At 68.9% G+C, this 18,355-nt stretch carries 16 protein-coding genes; 5 read left to right on the forward strand and 11 right to left on the reverse strand.

What is annotated here, in order from left to right; genetic code table 11:
* Genes neuC through AC1DSA_RS12445 form a run of 4 tightly spaced genes read left to right on the forward strand, consistent with a single transcriptional unit; the run spans position 1 to position 5,063 of the window.
* A complete protein-coding gene (neuC, locus tag AC1DSA_RS12430) occupies positions 1 to 1,134 on the forward strand; it encodes a UDP-N-acetylglucosamine 2-epimerase (protein WP_477889517.1) in 1,134 nt (377 codons plus the stop codon).
* The gene (locus AC1DSA_RS12435) at positions 1,134 to 1,751 is read left to right on the forward strand and encodes an acetyltransferase (protein ID WP_477889519.1); all 618 of its coding nucleotides are present in this window, start codon (positions 1,134 to 1,136) and stop codon (positions 1,749 to 1,751) included. Before neuC ends, AC1DSA_RS12435 begins: the two co-directional genes overlap by 1 nt.
* The gene (locus tag AC1DSA_RS12440; protein WP_477889521.1) at positions 1,748 to 3,256 is read left to right on the forward strand and encodes a DegT/DnrJ/EryC1/StrS family aminotransferase; all 1,509 of its coding nucleotides are present in this window, start codon (positions 1,748 to 1,750) and stop codon (positions 3,254 to 3,256) included. The genes AC1DSA_RS12435 and AC1DSA_RS12440 overlap by 4 nt, the downstream gene beginning before the upstream one ends.
* A 7-nt stretch (positions 3,257 to 3,263) precedes the next feature.
* Positions 3,264 to 5,063: a polysaccharide biosynthesis protein gene (locus AC1DSA_RS12445; protein WP_477889523.1), complete on the forward strand. Its 1,800-nt coding sequence runs from the start codon at positions 3,264 to 3,266 to the stop codon at positions 5,061 to 5,063.
* Here the strand turns inward: AC1DSA_RS12445 and AC1DSA_RS12450 are convergent.
* Positions 5,053 to 5,685 carry an LON peptidase substrate-binding domain-containing protein gene (locus tag AC1DSA_RS12450; RefSeq protein ID WP_477889524.1) on the reverse strand — a complete coding sequence of 211 codons (633 nt, stop codon included), beginning with the start codon at positions 5,683 to 5,685 and terminating at the stop codon, positions 5,053 to 5,055. The two genes, AC1DSA_RS12445 and AC1DSA_RS12450, sit on opposite strands and share 11 nt — an antisense overlap.
* Positions 5,686 to 5,733: 48 nt before the next feature.
* On the opposite strand from AC1DSA_RS12450, the gene AC1DSA_RS12455 reads away from it, so the two are divergent.
* Entirely contained in the window at positions 5,734 to 6,276 is a 543-nt protein-coding gene (locus AC1DSA_RS12455) for a YggT family protein (protein ID WP_477889525.1), read from the forward strand.
* Here AC1DSA_RS12455 and accD read toward each other — a convergent pair whose 3' ends face one another.
* The 10 genes from accD to leuC all read right to left on the reverse strand — a co-directional run bounded on the left by accD (position 6,277) and on the right by leuC (position 18,350).
* A complete protein-coding gene (accD, locus tag AC1DSA_RS12460; protein ID WP_477889526.1) occupies positions 6,277 to 7,149 on the reverse strand; it encodes an acetyl-CoA carboxylase, carboxyltransferase subunit beta in 873 nt (290 codons plus the stop codon).
* 13 nt (positions 7,150 to 7,162) lie between these two features.
* Positions 7,163 to 7,981 carry a tryptophan synthase subunit alpha gene (trpA, locus tag AC1DSA_RS12465; RefSeq protein WP_477889527.1) on the reverse strand — a complete coding sequence of 273 codons (819 nt, stop codon included), beginning with the start codon at positions 7,979 to 7,981 and terminating at the stop codon, positions 7,163 to 7,165.
* Entirely contained in the window at positions 7,978 to 9,228 is a 1,251-nt protein-coding gene (trpB, locus tag AC1DSA_RS12470) for a tryptophan synthase subunit beta (RefSeq protein ID WP_477889529.1), read from the reverse strand. Before trpB ends, trpA begins: the two co-directional genes overlap by 4 nt.
* The gene (locus AC1DSA_RS12475; RefSeq protein WP_477889531.1) at positions 9,206 to 9,940 is read right to left on the reverse strand and encodes a phosphoribosylanthranilate isomerase; all 735 of its coding nucleotides are present in this window, start codon (positions 9,938 to 9,940) and stop codon (positions 9,206 to 9,208) included. The genes trpB and AC1DSA_RS12475 overlap by 23 nt, the downstream gene beginning before the upstream one ends.
* Positions 9,937 to 10,719, reverse strand: a complete 783-nt coding sequence (gene truA, locus AC1DSA_RS12480; RefSeq protein WP_477889583.1) for a tRNA pseudouridine(38-40) synthase TruA — start codon at positions 10,717 to 10,719, stop codon at positions 9,937 to 9,939. Before truA ends, AC1DSA_RS12475 begins: the two co-directional genes overlap by 4 nt.
* Before the next feature lie 25 nt (positions 10,720 to 10,744).
* A complete protein-coding gene (locus AC1DSA_RS12485; RefSeq protein ID WP_477889532.1) occupies positions 10,745 to 13,684 on the reverse strand; it encodes a motility hub landmark protein FimV in 2,940 nt (979 codons plus the stop codon).
* A gap of 237 nt (positions 13,685 to 13,921) precedes the next feature.
* Positions 13,922 to 15,070: an aspartate-semialdehyde dehydrogenase gene (asd, locus tag AC1DSA_RS12490; RefSeq protein WP_477889534.1), complete on the reverse strand. Its 1,149-nt coding sequence runs from the start codon at positions 15,068 to 15,070 to the stop codon at positions 13,922 to 13,924.
* 87 nt (positions 15,071 to 15,157) lie between these two features.
* Positions 15,158 to 16,249, reverse strand: a complete 1,092-nt coding sequence (leuB, locus tag AC1DSA_RS12495) for a 3-isopropylmalate dehydrogenase (RefSeq protein ID WP_477889536.1) — start codon at positions 16,247 to 16,249, stop codon at positions 15,158 to 15,160.
* A gap of 16 nt (positions 16,250 to 16,265) precedes the next feature.
* A complete protein-coding gene (leuD, locus tag AC1DSA_RS12500) occupies positions 16,266 to 16,916 on the reverse strand; it encodes a 3-isopropylmalate dehydratase small subunit (RefSeq protein WP_477889538.1) in 651 nt (216 codons plus the stop codon).
* Positions 16,917 to 16,928: 12 nt separating this feature from the next.
* A complete protein-coding gene (leuC, locus tag AC1DSA_RS12505) occupies positions 16,929 to 18,350 on the reverse strand; it encodes a 3-isopropylmalate dehydratase large subunit (protein ID WP_477889540.1) in 1,422 nt (473 codons plus the stop codon).
* Between the last annotated feature and the right edge of the window lie 5 nt (positions 18,351 to 18,355).

The raw sequence follows: 18,355 nt of genomic DNA on the forward strand, positions 1-18,355 counted from the left end.
ATGGCCACGCGGCGCATCCTGTACCTCAGCGGAACGCGGGCCGACTTCGGCCTGATGCAGTCCACCCTGCAGCGCCTCCATGCGACGGCGGGCCTGCAGGTGCGGATCGCCGTGACCGGCACCCACCTGAGCCCCGCGCATGGCCACACGATCGAGGAAGTGCGGGCGAGCGGCCTGGCCGTCGTAGCGGAAATCCCGGTGGACGTGCTCACGCGCACCGGCGCCAGCATGGCGCTGGCGATCGCCGATGTCGTGCGTGGCATGACCGGCTTGCTTGAACGTGACCGTCCCGACGCGTTGCTGCTCCTCGGGGATCGCGGGGAGATGCTGGCCGCCGCGATCGCAGGTCTGCACATCGGGGTGCCTGTGGTGCACGTGCATGGCGGCGAGCGATCGGGCACGGTCGACGAACCGGTGCGGCATGCCATCAGCAAGCTCGCGAGCTACCACTTCGTCGCCACGGAGGGCGCCCGCGAGCGCTTGCGCCAGATGGGCGAGGCGGACGACCGCATCTTCCTCACCGGCGCACCGGGTCTGGACGGACTGGACACGCTGGCGAACGCTTCGCGCGGCGACAGCCTGCGGTCCCTGGGCTTGCCGGAGCAGGACTTCGCGCTCGCGCTTTTCCACCCGGTGATGCAGCAGGCCGACGAAGCCGCGCAGCAGACCCGCGCCCTCCTGCAGGCGCTGGACCGGCTGGGCCTGCCGGTGCTCTGGCTCGAACCGAACGCCGACGCCGGATCGCGCGGCATCCTCGCGGCGCTGGACAGCGAGCACCTGCCTGCCGGCTCGCGCCGGCTGCGCCACCTGCCGCGGCCGCAGTTCGTGAGCGCCATGCGCCACTGCGCCGTGATGGCGGGCAATTCATCCGCCGGGATCATCGAGGCCGCGAGCTTCGGGACGCCGGTGGTGAACATTGGCAGCCGCCAGCACCTGCGCGAGCACGGCCCCAACGTGCTGGACGTGCCGGCCGAGGCCGGGGCCATCGAGCAGGCCCTGCGGTCGCAACGGGCCCATGGTGCATGGCCGTGGGAGAATCCCTGGGGCGATGGCCGCGCCGGCGAGCGCATCGCACAGCTTCTCGCGCGCCTGCCGCTGGACCCCGGTGTGCTCGAAAAGACCAACCGCTACTGATGCCCACCCCCCTCGCAAGACTTCTCATCCTTGGAGCCGGCGGCCATGGCCGCGTGGCGGCCGACGTCGCGCTGGCCGAGGGATGGCAGGCGGTGGTGGCGAGCGATCGCGACCCCGCGCGTTGCGGGCCTGACCTGCTGCCCGGAGTGCCCGTCCTGCCGATCGACGACGCCGTGGCCCGGAGCACCGTCGTCCACGTGGCCATCGGGTCCGCCGCCGCACGGGAGCGCGAGACTCGTGCGCTGGGTTTGCCGCTCGCAACCCTCGTGCATCCGCGCGCCAGCGTCTCGCCGCATGCGCAGGTGGGCCCTGGCTGCCTGCTGACCGCGCACAGCGTGGTGGCCCCCGGCGCGCGCGTGGGCACCTCCGTCATCGTCAACCACGGGGCGGTGATCGATCACGACGTGCAGGTCGGCGACTACACGCACATCGCTCCGCTCGTTTCGCTCGGCGGCGGCGTGCGCATCGGCAGCCGCGTGCTGGTGGGCAGCGGGGCCGTTGTGCTGCCCGGCGTGCGCGTCGGCGACGACATCGTCATCGGCGCGGGCGCCGTCGTCCGCGAAGACCTCGAAGTGGCGGGCGTGTACGCCGGCGTGCCCGCAAGGAGGGTGCGTTGAACGAACAGCAGTTCAAGAGCCTGTGCATCCCGGCCACCGGCACGGTGCGCGATGCGCTGGACGCGCTGGAGCGCACCGGCAAGGGCATCCTGCTGGTCTTGGACAGCACGGGCCGGCTGAGTCGCACGCTGACCGACGGCGACCTGCGCCGCGCGGTGCTCGCGCACGTGCCGGAGTCCGCCTTCATCGCCACCTTGCCGGGGCAGCCACCGGTGACGGTGGGCGAACAGGAGCCGGTCGGTGGTGCGCTCACGCTGCTCGACCAGCATCAGATCGATCACCTCCCGGTGGTGGACGGGCAGGGGCGCCCGGTGGACCTGGTGCTGCGCCGCGAACTGTCGCAGCGCATCTGGCTGTCTTCTCCCCACCTCGGCGTGGAAGAGACGACGTTCGTCGAAGAAGCGTTCCGCACCAACTGGATCGCTCCGCTCGGCCCGCACGTCGACGGGTTCGAGCGTGAACTGGCTGCCTACGTGGGGATCGGCCATGCGGCGGCGCTGAGCTCCGGCACCGCCGCCATCCACCTGGGCTTGCTGCTGCTGGGCGTGCGGCCGGGCGACACCGTGTTCTGCTCGTCGCTCACCTTCGTGGCGAGCTGCAATCCCATCCTCTACTGCGGCGCGCGGCCGGTCTTCATCGATTCCGAGCCGGGCTCCTGGAACATGTCGCCGCAGGCGCTGGAGCGCGCCTTCGCGTGGGCGCAGCGCGAGAACCGGCTGCCGCGCTGCGTGGTGCTGGTCAACCTGTACGGGCAGAGCGCCGACATGGACACCCTGCTGCCCATCTGTGACCGCTACGGCGTCCCCGTGCTGGAGGACGCCGCGGAATCGCTGGGCGCCAGCTACCGGGGGCGCGCGAGCGGGACCTTCGGGCGCATCGGCGTGTTCTCGTTCAACGGCAACAAGATCATCACCACGTCGGGCGGCGGCATGCTGGTGGCGGACGATGCCGACCTGGTGGCGCGCGCCCGCAAGCTGTCGACCCAGGCACGGGAGCCGGCGCCGCACTACGAGCACGTCGAAGTGGGATTCAACTACCGCATGAGCAACGTGCTGGCCGGCATCGGTCGCGGGCAGCTGCGGGTGCTGACGGAACGCGTGGAGCGGCGCCGCCAGGTCTTCGAGACCTACCGGGTGGCCCTGGCGGACGTTCCCGACGTGCAATGGATGCCGGAGCCGCCGGGCATGCATTCGACGCGCTGGCTCACCTGCATGCTGCTTCCCGGCCGCGACGCCGCGCAGCGGCGCAACCACGTGATGCGCAGCCTGGAGCGCCATTCGATCGAGGCGCGTCCCGTGTGGAAGCCGATGCACCTGCAGCCGCTGTTCCGCGGCGCGGAGTACTTTCCGCATGCCGAGGGCGAGGACGTGTCGGCGCGGCTGTTCGAAGCCGGCATCTGCCTGCCGTCCGGATCGAACATGGCGGACGACCAGCTCGCCCGCGTGATCGATCATCTGCGGCGTGCCCTCGGGCGCGCGGAGGCCCTGGGTGCGGCTGCTGTCTAGGAGCGCGTTGCCGCTCCTCGCCCTGGACGTGGCGCTGGGCCTGCTGGCCTGGTGGGTCGCGTTCTGGCTGCGCTTCAACCTCGACGTACCGCCCGAATTCGCGCGGCTGGCACGCGTGTCCAGTCCCTGGTGCGCGCTGGGCATGGCCGCGGGCCTGGTGCTGCGGCGCGTGGACCGCCAGGTGTGGACCTATATCGGCCTGGCGGAATTCCGGCAGCTCGCCGGCGGCGTGGTGCTGGGCAGCGTGTTCGCCGCAGCCGCCGTGCTGATGCTGCGGCTGCCCGACTTTCCCCGCTCCGTGCTGCTGCTGCAGCCCGTGCTGGCCTTCCTGTTGATGGGGGCCGCGCGGGGCGCGTGGCGCAGCTTTGCGGAGCGGCGCCAGCAGGTGCAGGGCGGTCGGCCGGTGGTGATCGTCGGCTCGCTGAACGATGCGGCCGGTGCGCTGCGCGCGCTGAAGGGTTCGCAGCGCTGGCGCCCCGTCGGCATCGTTTCGCCGCTGGCGGGCGAGCGCGGGCGCACGCTGCAGGACGTGCGCGTGCTGGGCGCCATCGACGACCTGCCCGACGTGTGCGCGGCGGCCGACGCTTCGACCGCGCTGCTGGCAAGCCCTCCCGGTTCCGACGAGCGCCGCCAGGCACTGCTGCTGGCGGCCGAGGCGCACATCACCCTGCTGACGCTGCCGCGTCCGGACGAATGGCTGACGGCGGAGAGCAGCGGTCCCCGCCAGATCGAACTGGAAGACCTGCTCGGGCGCGCCCCCGTGGCACTGGACGTGGCGGGGCTGGCGGAACTGTTCTCCGGCCAGGTGGTGGCGGTCACCGGTGCGGGCGGCTCGATCGGGTCGGAGCTGTGCCGCCAGATCGCGCGGTTCGGCGTGGGCCGTCTGGTGTGCATCGACTTCTCCGAGTACGCGATCTACCAGCTCGAACAGGAACTGCGCCAGGCGCATCCGCAGATGCAGGGCGTGTACTACACCGGCAACGTGCGCGAATACGAGCGCCTGCAGGCCATCCTTTGCCAGCATCGGCCCACCGTGCTGTTCCATGCGGCGGCATACAAGCACGTGCCGCTGATGGAGGAGCTCAACGAGGTCGAGGCGCTGCGCACCAACGTGCTGGGCACGCTCAACGCGGCGCGCGCGGCGGCCGCCTGCGGTGCCCGCCGCTTCGTGATGATCTCGACCGACAAGGCGGTCAATCCGACCAACGTGATGGGCGCGAGCAAGCGCCTGGCGGAGCTGATGGTGCAGGCGGTCGCCGCGCAGGAGCCGGGCACGCAGTTCGTGTCGGTCCGCTTCGGCAACGTGCTGGGCTCCAGCGGCTCGGTGGTGCCGCTGTTCACGCGCCAGATCGAAGCCGGTGGTCCCGTGACCGTGACGCATCCCGAGATCGTGCGCTACTTCATGACGATCCCGGAGGCGGCGCAGCTGGTGCTGCAGGCCGGCCTGGTCGGGAAGTCGGGGCAGATCTTCGTGCTGGACATGGGCGAGCCGGTGAAGATCGTCGAACTCGCGCGCATGCTGATCCGCCTGTCCGGCAAGACCGAGCAGGAGGTGCCGATCACCTTCAGTGGCCTGCGCCCGGGCGAGAAGCTCTACGAGGAACTGCTGGCCGACGACGAGACGACGGAGCCGACGCCCCATGCCAAGCTGCGCATCTCCAAGGCCGCGAGCCCGTTGCCGGACGTTTCAGCCGTGGTGCGGTGGATCGACGGGGCGGGAGCGCTGCCCGAGTCCGGCGCGCTGCGCAGCTGGCTGGTGGCGCAGGTGCCGGAGTACGCGCCGCGCAAGGACGCGCTCAGGACATGATGCCGGTGCGGGTGAGCACGTCGCTCACCAGCTCCAGGCGAACCAGCGGGTTGTCCAGTTCCATCAGGCGCTGCTTGAGTGCGACCGGCACCGGCAGCAGTTCGCACCAGCGGTTCGACACCCAGCCGCAGTCGTCCAGCTTCCACGGCGGCAGCAGGGGCAGCGGCTCGCCCTCGGCGGGCTTCGTCTGCAGCGACTGGATCAGGCGCTGCAGGGCCACGGCGGTCGGCTGCAGGTCCTCCGGGATCGGCACCGGCAGGTCGGCGGGGAGCCGCTCGACGTCGGCGACCCAGAGACCGTGCTTCAACTGGTCGCTGGAGGTGATGCGGAAGCGGTGGGTGCCTCTGGCGCGCACCAGCATGAGGCCGGGCTGCGGCTGCTCGTAGTCTTCGATCGTGGCGATGGTGCCGACGCGGGAGAAGGCTTCCTGCATGCCCGGCTGCCGTACTTCGTTGCCTTGGGTGAGCGAGACCACGCCGAAGGGCGCGCCGGCCTTGCGGCACTTGGCGATCATGTCGAGGTAGCGCACCTCGAACACGCGCAAGGACAGCAGGCCGTCCGGAAACAGCACGGTACTCAGGGGAAACAGGGGGAGGGACTGCAGGGTCAGGGTGGCCGGCACGAGGGATTCCAGTCGCTGCCGCTATCATCCCACGACTCCACCTGAGCCATGTTCATCCAGATCACCTCCTTCCTGCTCGACGTCGCCGCCGGACTGCTCGGCGGCGCCTGCCTGTTGCGGATGTACATGCAGTACCAGCGCGTCCCTTTCGGCAACCCCGTGGGGCGCTTCATCTTCGCGCTCACGGACTGGATCGTGCTGCCCCTGCGCAAGGTGCTGCCCGCCTACAAGAAGTGGGATCTGTCGAGCCTCATCGCGGCCTATCTGCTGGAGCTGGCGCAGTTCGGCATCCTCGCGCTCATGATCGGGCGCGGGTACGGCTACGTGCCGCTGCTCGCCATCTTCGGCTTGGTCCGGCTGGCGATCTCGGGGGTGATCGGTCTGGTGATCGTGTATGCGATCCTGTCCTGGGTGCAGGCGGATTCACCGATCGCGGACGTGATCGGGCGCCTGACGGCGCCGATGCTGCGGCCTTTCCGCAGGATGATCCCACTGGTGGGCGGCTTCGACCTGTCGCCGCTGGCGCTGCTGGTGCTGCTGCAGGTGGCGGCGATCATCGTCGCCAACCTGCAGGACGCGCTGCTGCGCTGATCAGTCGACCGCGTCGGCCGATTGGCGGGTGAGCATGGCCAGCACGCTGGCGACGGTCTTGCGCAGTTCGCGCCGGTCGCAGATGAAATCGACGGCGCCCTTTTCCCGCAGGAACTCGGCCCGCTGGAAACCTTCCGGCAGCTTCACGCGCACGGTGGACTCGATCACGCGCGGGCCGGCGAAGCCGATCAGCGCCTTGGGTTCGGCGATCACGACGTCACCCACGAAGGCAAAGCCCGCGCTCACGCCGCCCATGGTGGGGTCCGTGAGCACGCTGATGTAGGGCAGTCCCTTCTTCGCCAGGCGCGTCAGCGCGGCGTTGGTCTTGGCCATCTGCATCAGCGAGAGCAGGCCCTCCTGCATGCGCGCGCCGCCGGTGGCGGTGAAGCACAGGAAGGGCACCTTCTGTTCGATGGCGGTCTCGACGCCGCGCACGAAGCGCTCGCCCACCACGCTGCCCATCGAGCCGCCCATGAAGTCGAACTCGAATGCCGCTGCGACCAGGTTGATGCTGTGCACCGAGCCGCCGATGACGATCAGGGCGTCGGTCTCGCCCGTGTTCTCCAGGGCCTCTTTCAGGCGCTCGGGGTACTTGCGGCTGTCCTTGAACTTCAGCGGATCCACGGGGATCACTTCCTGGCCGATCTCGTAGCGGCCCTCGGGATCAAGGAATCCGTTCAGGCGCGCCCGCGCGCCGATGCGATGGTGGTGGCTGCAAGTCGGGCAGACGTTCTGGTTCTGCTCGAGGTCGGTCTTGTACAGCACCGTCTCGCAGCTGGGGCACTTGATCCACAGGCCTTCCGGCACGCTGCGGCGTTCGTTCGGATCCGTGGGCTGGATCTTCGGCGGCAGCAGTTTCTCCAACCAGCTCATGTGTGCATGCTCCTCAGGGATTCTTCGAGTCTAGCGCGGCGCGGATTTCGCGCAGGAAGGCGGTCAGGGCGGGAAGCACCCGCTCGCGCGGCTGGTCCTCCACGACCTGGATCACCTTGGTGCCGATCACGACGGCATCGGCGACCCGGCCGATGGCTTTGGCGGTGGCCGCATCGCGGATGCCGAAGCCCACGCCGACGGGGATCTTCACGTGCTTGCGGATGCGCGGCAGGGCGTCCTCCACGGCGTCCGTATCCAGGTGGCCGGCGCCGGTCACGCCCTTGAGGGACACGTAGTAGACGTAGCCGCTGGCCACGCGTGCGACCTGCTGGATGCGCCGGTCAGTGCTGGTGGGCGCCAGCAGGAAGATCAGGTCAAGCCCGCTCTTCTTCAGCTCGCCGGCGAACACCTCGCACTCCTCCGGCGGATAGTCGACGATCAGCACGCCGTCCACGCCGGCGGCAGCCGCGTCACGCGCGAAGGCGGCCTTGCCGTGCGCGAGCTCGTAGCGCTCGACCGGATTGGCGTAGCCCATGAGAACGACCGGCGTCGTGGCATCGCGTTGGCGGAAGTCCTTCACCATGGCCAACACCTGCGCCAGGCCGACGCCGAAGGCCAATGCCTTTTCGCCGGCCTTCTGGATCACGGGGCCGTCGGCCATGGGGTCGGAGAAGGGGACGCCCAGTTCGATCACGTCGGAGCCGGCGGCGACCATCGCGTGCATCAGTTCCGGCGTGATGTCGGCATAGGGGAAGCCGGCGGTGATGTAGGGGATCAGCGCCTTGCGCTGCTCGCGCGCGAGCCGCTCGAAGGTGGACTGGATGCGGCTCACAGCTTGGGCCCTCCCTTGAGCGAGAGGCCGCGCATGGATGGCCGGTCGTAGAACTCGACGCCGGCGAGATCGGCCACCGTGCCGATGTCCTTGTCGCCGCGGCCGGAGAGGTTCACCAGGATGCTCTGGTCCGTCTTCATGGTCTTGGCGAGCTGCATGGCATAGGCGATCGCGTGGCTCGATTCCAGCGCGGGAATGATGCCCTCGGTGCGGCACAGGTAGTGGAAGGCTTCCAGCGCTTCCTTGTCGGTGACGCCGACATACTCCGCGCGGCCCGTGTCCTTCAGCCATGCGTGCTCGGGGCCCACTCCGGGATAGTCGAGGCCGGCGCTCACGCTGTGCGTCTCGATGATCTGCCCGTTCGGGTCCTGCAGGATGTAGGTCCGGTTGCCGTGCAGCACGCCGGGGCTGCCGCGCTGCAGCGAGGCGGAGTGCTTGCCGCTGTCCAGGCCTTCGCCCGCCGCCTCGACGCCGATCAGCCGCGTCTGCTCGTAGGGGATGTAGGGATGGAAGATGCCCATCGCGTTGCTGCCGCCACCGACGCAGGCGATTACCGCGTCGGGCTGCCGGCCGGCCATCTCGGGCATCTGCTCCAGGCACTCCTTGCCGATCACGCTCTGGAAGTCCCGCACCATCATCGGGTACGGGTGCGGGCCGGCGACCGTGCCGATGATGTAGAACGTGTTCTCGACGTTGGTGACCCAGTCGCGCATGGCTTCGTTCAGCGCGTCCTTCAGGGTCTTGCTGCCGGACTCCACCGGCACCACGCGCGCACCCAGCAGGTTCATGCGGTAGACATTGGGGCTTTGCCGTACGACGTCGTTGCTGCCCATGTAGACCACGCACTCGAGGCCGTAGCGGGCACAGATCGTCGCCGTGGCCACGCCGTGCTGTCCTGCGCCGGTCTCCGCGATCACGCGCGGCTTGCCCATGCGCCGCGCGAGCATCGCCTGGCCGATCACGTTGTTGATCTTGTGCGCGCCGGTGTGGTTCAGGTCCTCGCGCTTCAGATAGATCTGCGCGCCGCCCTGTTCGCGGCTCATGCGCTGGGCGTGGTAGATGGGCGAGGGGCGGCCGACGAAGTGCTTCAGCTCGTACTCGAACTCCCGCTGGAACTCCGGGTCGTGCTGGTACTTCGCGTAGGCGTCGCGCAGTTCCTCGATCGCATGGGTCAGCGTCTCGCTGACGAAGCTGCCGCCGTAGATGCCGAAGTGGCCGGTGGCGTCAGGCTGCTGGTAACTGGACATGGGGTGACCTTGCAAGGCGTTCGTCGGCGGAACGCACCGCGGCGACGAACTGATGGATCTTGGATGCGTCCTTGACGCCTTTCATCGAGGCCCCTCCGGTACCGGAGGCCTCGACGCCCGAACTCACATCAACGGCCAGCGTCCGGAAACGCGGCCGCACTTGCACGATGCCATCGGCCACGTTTGCAGGTGTGAGCCCACCAGACAAAACGGCGTGAAAGCTGGCGTTTGGAGGAAGGCGTGACCAAGGGAATGTCTTGCCGGCGCCGCCGTAGCCCTCGACATGCGCGTCGAGCAGCAGGGCCTGCGCCTCTGGGTAGTCTGCCGCGAATTTTAGCAAGTCGAAGGGCTGCGCCTCGTCCAGGGGGATTCGGGCGGCCCGCATGTAGGGATGATGGCCGCCGCTCGCCTGGCTGCAGTACGCCGGCGACTCATCGCCATGGAACTGCAGCATGGCGTTGGGGATCAGCTCACTTGCGGCACGCACGGCGGCCAGGGATTCGTTCACGAACAAAAGGACCGGCGTGACGAAGGGCGGCAGGCGGCGGGCCAGTCGCGCCGCGCGTTCGGCGCTCACATAGCGCGGGCTTTGGGGATAGAGCACCAACCCGATTGCATCCGCACCGGCTTCCACGGCGGCGTCCACGTCCTGCTCGCGGGTCAGCCCGCAGATCTTGATGCGTGTGCGAAGAGCATGGGGCTGCAGGCTCATGGCAGCCAATCATACGCAGCCGCCTGGCTCGGCAGCCCCCAGTGCGGCTCGTACACCGGCCCCAGGAAGTACAGGCCGTCGGGGGAGAAGGTCGGCGCCGCCGCGTCGCGGCTCCTCGCCTGCAGCACCTCCTGGATCCACTCCGGCGGATGCAGTCCCTGGCCCACCGCCAGCAGGGTTCCCATGATGTTGCGGATCATGTGGTGCAGGAAGGCGTTGGCCTCGAATTCGAAGCGCCAGTAAGGGCCCCGGCGGGAAATGCGGACCGGCGCCAGCCGCTTCACCGGCGTGGGCGACTGGCAGGACGAAGCGCGGAACGAGGTGAAATCATGCTCGCCGACCAGGTGCGCCGCACCCTGGCGCATTGCGTCGGCGTCCAGCGGTCGGAACACCCAGCCGACCCGTCCGGCCTCGACGCTGGGACGCACGGGTGCCTCCAGCAGCACATAGGCGTAGCGGCGCGCCCGGGCGCTGTTGCGGGCGTGGAACTGGTCGGGAACGGGGTGCGCCCATTGGATGGCGATGTCGGCCGGCAGGAAGGTGTTGGTGCCGCGCACCCAGGAGAAGTCTTCCCGCTGCAGGTCCGTGTCGAAGTGGACCACCTGCATGAGGCCGTGCACGCCGGCGTCGGTGCGGCCGGCACACACGGTGGACAAGGGGACGGTCGCGAAGCGCTCCAGTGCGGACTCGACATGGTCCTGCACGGTGCGGCCGGACGGCTGGCTCTGCCAGCCGTCGTAGGCCTGTCCGTTGTAGCTGATGCCGAGCGCCAGCCGCATGGGCAGGCTCACAGGGGAGGGGAGATCAGCCGATCTCCGCCAGCAGCCGCTGGGCGCGCGACTTCAGGTCGCCCGAGGCCTCCGCCAGCACTTCTTCCGCCAGGCTGCGCGCACCGTCGGCGTCGCCGATCGCATTGAACTCTTCCGCCAGCGCCAGCTTGGTCGCCAGCGGGCTGTCGGGATCGACCGGGCCGGTGGAAACCGGAGGCGCGTCCAGGCTGAGCGAGGGCGCGTCCAGGTTCTTCACCGGCTTGGCGGCCGCGGCTGGTGCGGCGGCATTGCTGCCCGGCAGGTCGAGCGACAAGCCACCGAGGTCGAACTCCAGCATGTCGCCCTTGGTGGCGGCAGGCGCGGGGGCCGCGGCAGCCTGCGTGCTGGGGGCGGGCACCACCGGCTCGAAGTCCAGGCTGTTGCCGGCGTGCGAAGGCGCTTCCGGCTGCGCCGGTTGGGCCTTCGGAGCGGCCGCGGGCGGTGCGCTGAAGTCCATGGCCATGGGCGGCAGCTCGATGGCCGGGGCGGCCGCAGCCGGAGCGGTTGCCGCTATCGGACGCGCAGCAGGCGGCACGACTGCCGGCGCTGCGGGTGCTGCCGGCTCGTCACCGAGCGAGAAGTCCAGGTCGAGGTCGAGGTCGTCGGCCGCGGGCAGGGCGGCGGGCGGAGCCTGCGGCGCCGGTGCCGGAGCCGGCGTCGATGCGCGGGCAGCGGAGGCCACGGCGGCGCCGGCGACAGCGGCCGTCGCGGCGGCGGCACCCGGTTGGCCGCCGGGGCGGTACATCGGATTGGAGGCATCCAGGTCGCGGCCCAGGTCGCAGATGTGTTCCCACTCCGGACCCGCCCCGTGCGTCAGGTTGTAGGCCTCGGCGGCGACGGCTTCGAACGCCTTCACGTCGCGGCGTTTGGCGTAGATCTCCAGCAGCTTGCCGTGGATGGCCACGCGCTGCGGGTTGATCCGCAGGGCTTCCTTCAGGATTTCCTCGGCCTGCAGGTCACGTCCATAAGCGAGGTAGACGTCCGCTTCCGCAACCGGGTCGACGTCGCCCGCCGCATCGAGTTGGCTGGGCGAATACACCATCGACGAGCCGGTCGGATTGTTGGTCTCCGCAGTGTCGATGTGCTGGCCGCCGCTGGCGCCGAAGAAGGAGTCGGGCTGCAGCCTGCTTTCCAGGAAGGAGCTGTCGACGGCAGCCGTCTTGCGCTTCTGCCGCATCTTGTAGAAACCGAAACCGAGAAGCACCGCGAGCAGGCCGACGCCCAGCGCGGGAATCAGCGGGTTCTCGAGGACGTCGTCCATCACGCTGGGTTCCGGCGGCGGGGGCGGCGCGGGGCGTTTCGGTGCCGGCTTGGCCGCAGCAACGGCGGCGGCCGTGCTCGAGGGCTGACCGGCCGAAGCAGCGGGCGTCGCAGAAGCGGCGGCGGCAGCGGGTGCGGCGGAAGCAGCCGTGGAAGACGGCGCTGCGTTGGCTGCGCTGGCGGCCGGACCAGCCGGGGACGCGGGCGTCGTGGGGGCGGGGACTGGCGACACCGCAGGTGCCTGTGCCACCTGCGTGGCGGCCGGCGCGGGAGCCGGAGTCGAAGCGGCGGTCTTGGCGGCGGATGCCGTCGCAGCCGGCGTCGGCAACGCAGCCGGCGTCGGCGTGGCCGTCGGTGCCGATGCGGGCTTCGCCGCTGCGGTCGTGGCCGCGGAGGGAACCGGGGCCGATGCGGGCGCGGCGGACGCTGCCGGAGGCGTCACGCCCGGAGGCGCGGAGACGCCCGCAGCGGGCTTGCTGCCCGTTCCGGCGCCGGCGGAGCCTGGCGCGCTGCCCGTGAGCTTGTTCAGGTCCGCCAGGTTCTTGTTCAACTCGGCGACGCGCGTTTGCTGTTCCTTGGCCTGGCGATCGCGCGCGATCTGGTCGGCATTGGAACCCTTGCCCTGGACCGCGCCCTTCGACAGCGAGAGCCGGTCCGCGGCGTTTGCGGCGGGTTTCTTGTCCTCGACTTGCGCTTGCACGCGGCCTGAGCTCTGGCGGTCCGCGCCCGGGGTCGCCGTGGTGGGCACGCCTTCGGCCAGCCGCCGGCGGAATTCGTTGAAGTCGCGGCTTTGCGCGACCAGGGTCTGGCGCGCCTCGTCGGCAGGGATGGAGCCCGCCTGTTCGCTCGAGGGAATCTCCAGCACCGCACCGGACTTCAGGCGGTTGACGTTGCCATTGACGAAGGCATCCGGATTCGAACGGAGCAGCGCCACCAGCATCTGGTCCAGCGAGATGGTGGCCGGCTTGTTGGCAGCCGCAAGCTTGCCGGCCGTGTCGCCGGACTGCACGGTGACGCGCTTGCCCTCGCCGGAAGAAGGCGTGGAGGCAGATCTGGGAGGGGTTGCCGGCGCAGCTGCGGGTGCGGGCGCCCGGCTCGTCGCGGCGGACGGCGCTGGCGCGGGTGCCGGACGCGGGGCAGCTGCTGGTGCGGGAGCCGGAGCAGGTGATACCGCGGCGGGGGCGCTGCGCTGGGTTCCGGTGGACGGCGCGACCTGCGCCGTGACCGGCGCGCCCGGCTGGCGCAATGCCGGCGGGTCGAACAGCATCGTGAAATCGCGCTGCACCCGTCCGGACGCCCAGGTTGCCTCGAGCACCACGTCGACGAAGGGTTCGTTGACCGGGCGGTCGCTGGAGAGCTGCAGGAAGTAACCGCCGCTGGGACGTCGCTGCAGGGTGATCGTCACGTTGCTGAGGGCAGAGCTGTACTCGAGTCCCTGGCTGCGGAAGGTGGCCGGGGGCGCTATGGCTGCACGCAGCGAGGAGACTTCTTCCGGCGAGATCTCGGGAACGTCGATCTCAGCCCGCAAGGGCTCGCCCAGGGCGGACTGGACGGTCACGCGGCCCAGCGCGAGCGCGAGCGCATCGGGGGAGGCAAAGCCGAAGGTGAGGGCCGTGGCGAGCGCCAGAGCGGACAGCCGAAGCTTCGGCTGGCTGGTCTGTAAGCGGGTCCCCACTCCTCGCTGGGAAGGCAGTCTTTTTCTCTTCATGCGGCCCATTGCCTCGAGGCTAAATGCGAAAAAGGACCATAACAGCAACGTCTTAGACTGACAAGCTGAGACACCTCTTAACGTCCGTGGAACGCTTGCACACAGCTTGACGCATGCTCCCTTGTTGCCGAGCGACAACGTGCTGTAACGCGGCGATACATGCATGCGGGAATCCGAGGCGCGATGCCGTGGATCCCCCTAGCCTCACGCGTCCAGCAGCACGCGCAACATGCGGCGCAGCGGTTCGGCCGCGCCCCAAAGCAGCTGGTCGCCGATCGTGAAGGCGCCCACGTACTCCGGTCCCATCGCCAGCTTGCGGATGCGGCCCACCGGGATGTTCAGCGTGCCGGTCACGGCCACCGGCGTGAGGCCCTGGAGGGTCGCCTCGCGCGTGTTCGGGACCACCTTGGCCCAGGCGTTGTCGCCAGCAATGAGCGCCTCGATGTCCGCGACCGGAACATCCTTCTTCAGCTTGAAGGTGAGTGCCTGGCTGTGGCAGCGCATCGCACCGATGCGCACGCAGAAACCGTCCACCGGGACGGCCTTCGTGCCGAAGCCTTCGCCCTGGCCCAGGATCTTGTTGGTCTCGGCGCCCGCCTTCCACTCCTCCCGCGAAGTGCCGTTGCCCAGGTCCTTGTCGATCCAGGGGATCAGCGAGCCGCCCAGGGGCACGCCGAAGTTGGTGGTCTCCTCGGCGTTCATGGACTGCTGGCGGCCCAGCACCCTGCGATCGATCTCCAGGATTGCGGACTTGGGATCGTCCAGCAGGGCGCGCACTTCGCCGTTCAGCGTGCCGAACTGCGTCAGCAACTCGCGCATGTGCTGCGCGCCGCCGCCCGATGCCGCCTGATAGGTCATGCTGGTCATCCACTCGACCAGGCCCGCCTTGTACAGGGCCCCCACGCCCATCAGCATGCAGCTGACGGTGCAGTTGCCGCCGATCCAGTTGCGGCCGCCCCTGGTGAGGGCGTTCTTGATCACCGGCATGTTCACGGGATCGAGCACGATGATCGCGTCGTCCTTCATGCGCAGCGTGGAGGCCGCGTCGATCCAGTGCCCGTTCCAGCCCGCCGCGCGGAGCTTGGGGAACACCTCGGTCGTGTAGTCGCCGCCCTGGCAGGTGATGACGATGTCGCACTTCTTGAGCGACTCGATGTCGAAGGCGTCCTTAAGCGTGGACTCGTTCTTCGCCATCGCGGGCGCCTTGCCGCCGGCGTTGGACGTCGAAAAGAAGACCGGCTCGATCAGGCCGAAGTCGCCTTCGGCCTGCATGCGGTCCATCAGGACCGAGCCGACCATGCCGCGCCAGCCGACGAGGCCGACCAGCGGTTGTTGTCCGTTCGAGAGTTTCATCGGTGCGCGCCTTTCAATGTGATTCAGTGGAATCCGTTGTCCCCCGGCTCGTCTGTGCCGGAGGAGGGCGCGACGAACCGGAGCTTGCTAGCTCTTGGTAATCGTCTTCTTGGTGATGGCAGCCACGACCGCGTCGCCCATCTCACGCGTGCCGACTTTGCGGGTGCCTTCGGACCAGATGTCCGCCGTCCGCAGGCCCTGCGACAGCACGTCCTTCACCGCGGACTCGATCCGGTCGGCGGCTTGGGGCTGGTTGAGGGTGAAGCGGAGCATCATGGCGGCAGACAATATTGTAGCCAACGGGTTGGCGACTCCCTTGCCGGCGATGTCCGGAGCGCTGCCGTGGGACGGTTCGTACAGCCCCTGGCTGGATGCGTTCAGGCTGGCCGAGGGCAGCATGCCGATGGAGCCGGTCAGCATCGCCGCCTCGTCGGACAGGATGTCGCCGAACATGTTGCCGGTGACCACCACGTCGAAGGACTTGGGCTGCTTCACCAGCTGCATGGCGGCGTTGTCCACGTACATGTGGTCCAGCTTCACGTCCGGATACTGCTGACCCACCTCGGTCACCACGTCCTTCCAGAACTGGAAAGTCTCCAGCACGTTGGCCTTGTCGACGCTCGTGACCTTCTTGCCACGCTTGCGCGCGGCCTGGAAGGCGACGTGGGCGATGCGCTCGATCTCCGGACGCGTGTAGCGCATGGTGTCGAAGGCCTCCTCGGCGCCCGGGAAATTGCCGTCGGGCGAAGTGCGCCGTCCCCGCGGCTGTCCGAAGTAGATGTCGCCGGTCAGCTCCCGGATGATCAGGATGTCCAGGCCGGACACCAGCTCCGGCTTGAGGCTGGAGGCGTGGGTCAGCTGCTCGTAGCAGATCGCCGGACGGAAGTTCGCGAACAGGCCCAGGTTCTTGCGCAGCCCGAGGATGGCCTGCTCGGGACGGAACTGGCGCTCCAGCTTGTCGTACTTCCAGTCGCCCACGGCGCCGAACAGCACGGCATCGGCAGCCTTGGCCAACGTGAGCGTGGCCTCCGGCAGCGGGTGGCCGTGCTTGTCATAGGCCAAGCCGCCGACGTCGGCGAATTCCAGCTCGAACTTCAGGTCCAGGACCTTCAGGACCTTGACGGCCTCGTCGACGATTTCGGTGCCGATGCCGTCGCCCGGCAGGACTGCGATCTTCATGGTGTGTTCTTCTCGTTCAACCGTGCAGGGTGTGGGCCAGCCAGGGCTTGGTCGCCAGGCGCTGGGCCTCGAAGGCCTTGATCTTGTCGGACTGCAGCAGGGTCAGGCCGATGTCGTCGAAGCCGTTGAGGAGGCAGTACTTGCGGAAGGGCTGCACGTCGAAGGGGATCTCCTCGCCCTGCGGCTTCACGACCACTTGGCGCTGCAGGTCCACGGTCAGCTCGTAACCGGGAAACGCCAGCAGGTCGTCGAACAGCTTCGCCACGGTGGACTCCGGCAGCACGATGGGCAGCAGGCCGTTCTTGAAGCAGTTGTTGAAGAAGATGTCGGCGAAGCTGGGGGCGATCAGCGCCCGGAAGCCGTATTGCTGGATCGCCCAGGGCGCGTGTTCGCGCGAGGAGCCGCAGCCGAAGTTCTTGCGCGCGAGCAGCACCGAAGCGCCCTTGTAGCGCGGCTGGTTCAGCACGAAGTCGGGATTGGACTTGCGGCTGGCCGGGTCCTGTCCCGGCTCGCCATGGTCCAGGTAGCGCCACTCATCGAACAGGTTCTGGCCGAAACCGGTCTTCCGGATGGACTTGAGGAACTGCTTGGGAATGATCGCGTCGGTATCGACGTTCTCGCGGTCGATGGGCGCGACGATGCCCTTGTGTACGGTGAACTTGTCCATGTCTATTTCTCCTCAGACGAACTGCCGGACATCGACGAAGTGGCCATGGACGGCGGCAGCGGCCGCCATGGCGGGGCTCACCAGGTGCGTGCGGCCGCCGGCGCCCTGGCGGCCTTCGAAGTTGCGGTTGCTGGTGGACGCGCAGCGCTCTCCCGGCTCGAGCCGGTCGGCGTTCATCGCCAGGCACATGGAGCATCCGGGCTCGCGCCACTCGAAGCCCGCGGCCTTGAAGATTTCATGCAGGCCCTCGCGCTCGGCCTGCTCCTTGACGACGCCGGAGCCGGGAACGACCAGGGCGGCCTTGATGTTCGGGGCGACTTTGCGGCCCAGCTTCTTCACCATGGCGGCGGCTTCGCGCATGTCCTCGATGCGGCTGTTGGTGCAGGAGCCGATGAACACCTTGTCCACGTAGACGTCGTTCATGGGCTTGCCCGGCTGCAGGCCCATGTAGCTCAATGCGCGCTCGATCGCGCCGCGCTTGTTGGCGTCCTTTTCCTTGTCGGGATCCGGCACGCGCCCGTCGATGGAGGTCACCATCTCGGGCGAGGTGCCCCAGGTCACCTGCGGCATGATCTCGGTCGCATCGAACTTGACCACGGCGTCGAACTTCGCGTCCGGGTCCGAGCGCAAGGTGCGCCAGTAGGCCACCGCCTGGTCCCACTCGACGCCGGTGGGCGCGAGCGGCTTGCCCTTGACGTACTCGATCGTCTTCTCGTCCACGGCGACGAGCCCGGCGCGCGCGCCGGCCTCGATGGCCATGTTGCACACCGTCATGCGGCCTTCCATCGAGAGGCCGCGGATCGCGGAGCCGGCGAACTCGATCGTGTAGCCGGTGCCGCCGGCCGTGCCGATGCGGCCGATCACGGCCAGCACGATGTCCTTGGCGGTCACGCCGGGCGCGAGCTTGCCGTCGACCTGCACCAGCAGGTTCTTCGCCTTTTTCGCCAGCAGTGTCTGCGTGGCGAGCACGTGCTCGACCTCCGATGTGCCGATGCCGTGCGCCAGCGCGCCGAACGCGCCATGGGTGGAGGTGTGCGAGTCGCCGCAGACCACGGTCATGCCCGGCAGCGTGGCGCCGGACTCCGGGCCGATCACGTGCACGATGCCCTGGCGCTTGGACAGGAAGGGGAAGTAGGCCGCCGCGCCGAACTGCGCGATGTTCTTGTCCAGCGTCGTGACCTGTTCCTTCGAGATCGGGTCGGTGATGCCGTCGTAGCCGCGCTCCCAGCCCGTCGTCGGCGTGTTGTGGTCGGCGGTGGCCACCACGGAGCTGATGCGCCAGACCTTGCGGCCCGCTTCCCGCAGGCCTTCGAAGGCCTGCGGACTGGTCACCTCATGCACCAGGTGGCGGTCGATGTAGAGGATGGCGGTGCCGTCCTCTTCGGAATGGACGACGTGCTCGTCCCAGATCTTGTCGTACAGCGTGCGTCCCATGGGGC

This window comes from Ramlibacter sp. P4_H7 (assembly GCF_056400765.1).

Excerpts from the sequence above, each read along its gene's own strand:
- neuC (WP_477889517.1), top strand. The coding sequence starts at position 1 with ATGGCCACGCGGCGCATCCTGTACCTCAGCGGAACGCGGGCCGACTTC.
- AC1DSA_RS12435 (WP_477889519.1), top strand. The coding sequence starts at position 1,134 with ATGCCCACCCCCCTCGCAAGACTTCTCATCCTTGGAGCCGGCGGCCAT.
- AC1DSA_RS12455 (WP_477889525.1), top strand. The coding sequence starts at position 5,734 with ATGTTCATCCAGATCACCTCCTTCCTGCTCGACGTCGCCGCCGGACTG.
- accD (WP_477889526.1), bottom strand. The coding sequence starts at position 7,149 with ATGAGCTGGTTGGAGAAACTGCTGCCGCCGAAGATCCAGCCCACGGAT.
- trpB (WP_477889529.1), bottom strand. The coding sequence starts at position 9,228 with ATGTCCAGTTACCAGCAGCCTGACGCCACCGGCCACTTCGGCATCTAC.
- AC1DSA_RS12475 (WP_477889531.1), bottom strand. The coding sequence starts at position 9,940 with ATGAGCCTGCAGCCCCATGCTCTTCGCACACGCATCAAGATCTGCGGG.
- truA (WP_477889583.1), bottom strand. The coding sequence starts at position 10,719 with ATGCGGCTGGCGCTCGGCATCAGCTACAACGGACAGGCCTACGACGGC.
- asd (WP_477889534.1), bottom strand. The coding sequence starts at position 15,070 with ATGAAACTCTCGAACGGACAACAACCGCTGGTCGGCCTCGTCGGCTGG.
- leuB (WP_477889536.1), bottom strand. The coding sequence starts at position 16,249 with ATGAAGATCGCAGTCCTGCCGGGCGACGGCATCGGCACCGAAATCGTC.
- leuD (WP_477889538.1), bottom strand. The coding sequence starts at position 16,916 with ATGGACAAGTTCACCGTACACAAGGGCATCGTCGCGCCCATCGACCGC.
- leuC (WP_477889540.1), bottom strand. The coding sequence starts at position 18,350 with ATGGGACGCACGCTGTACGACAAGATCTGGGACGAGCACGTCGTCCAT.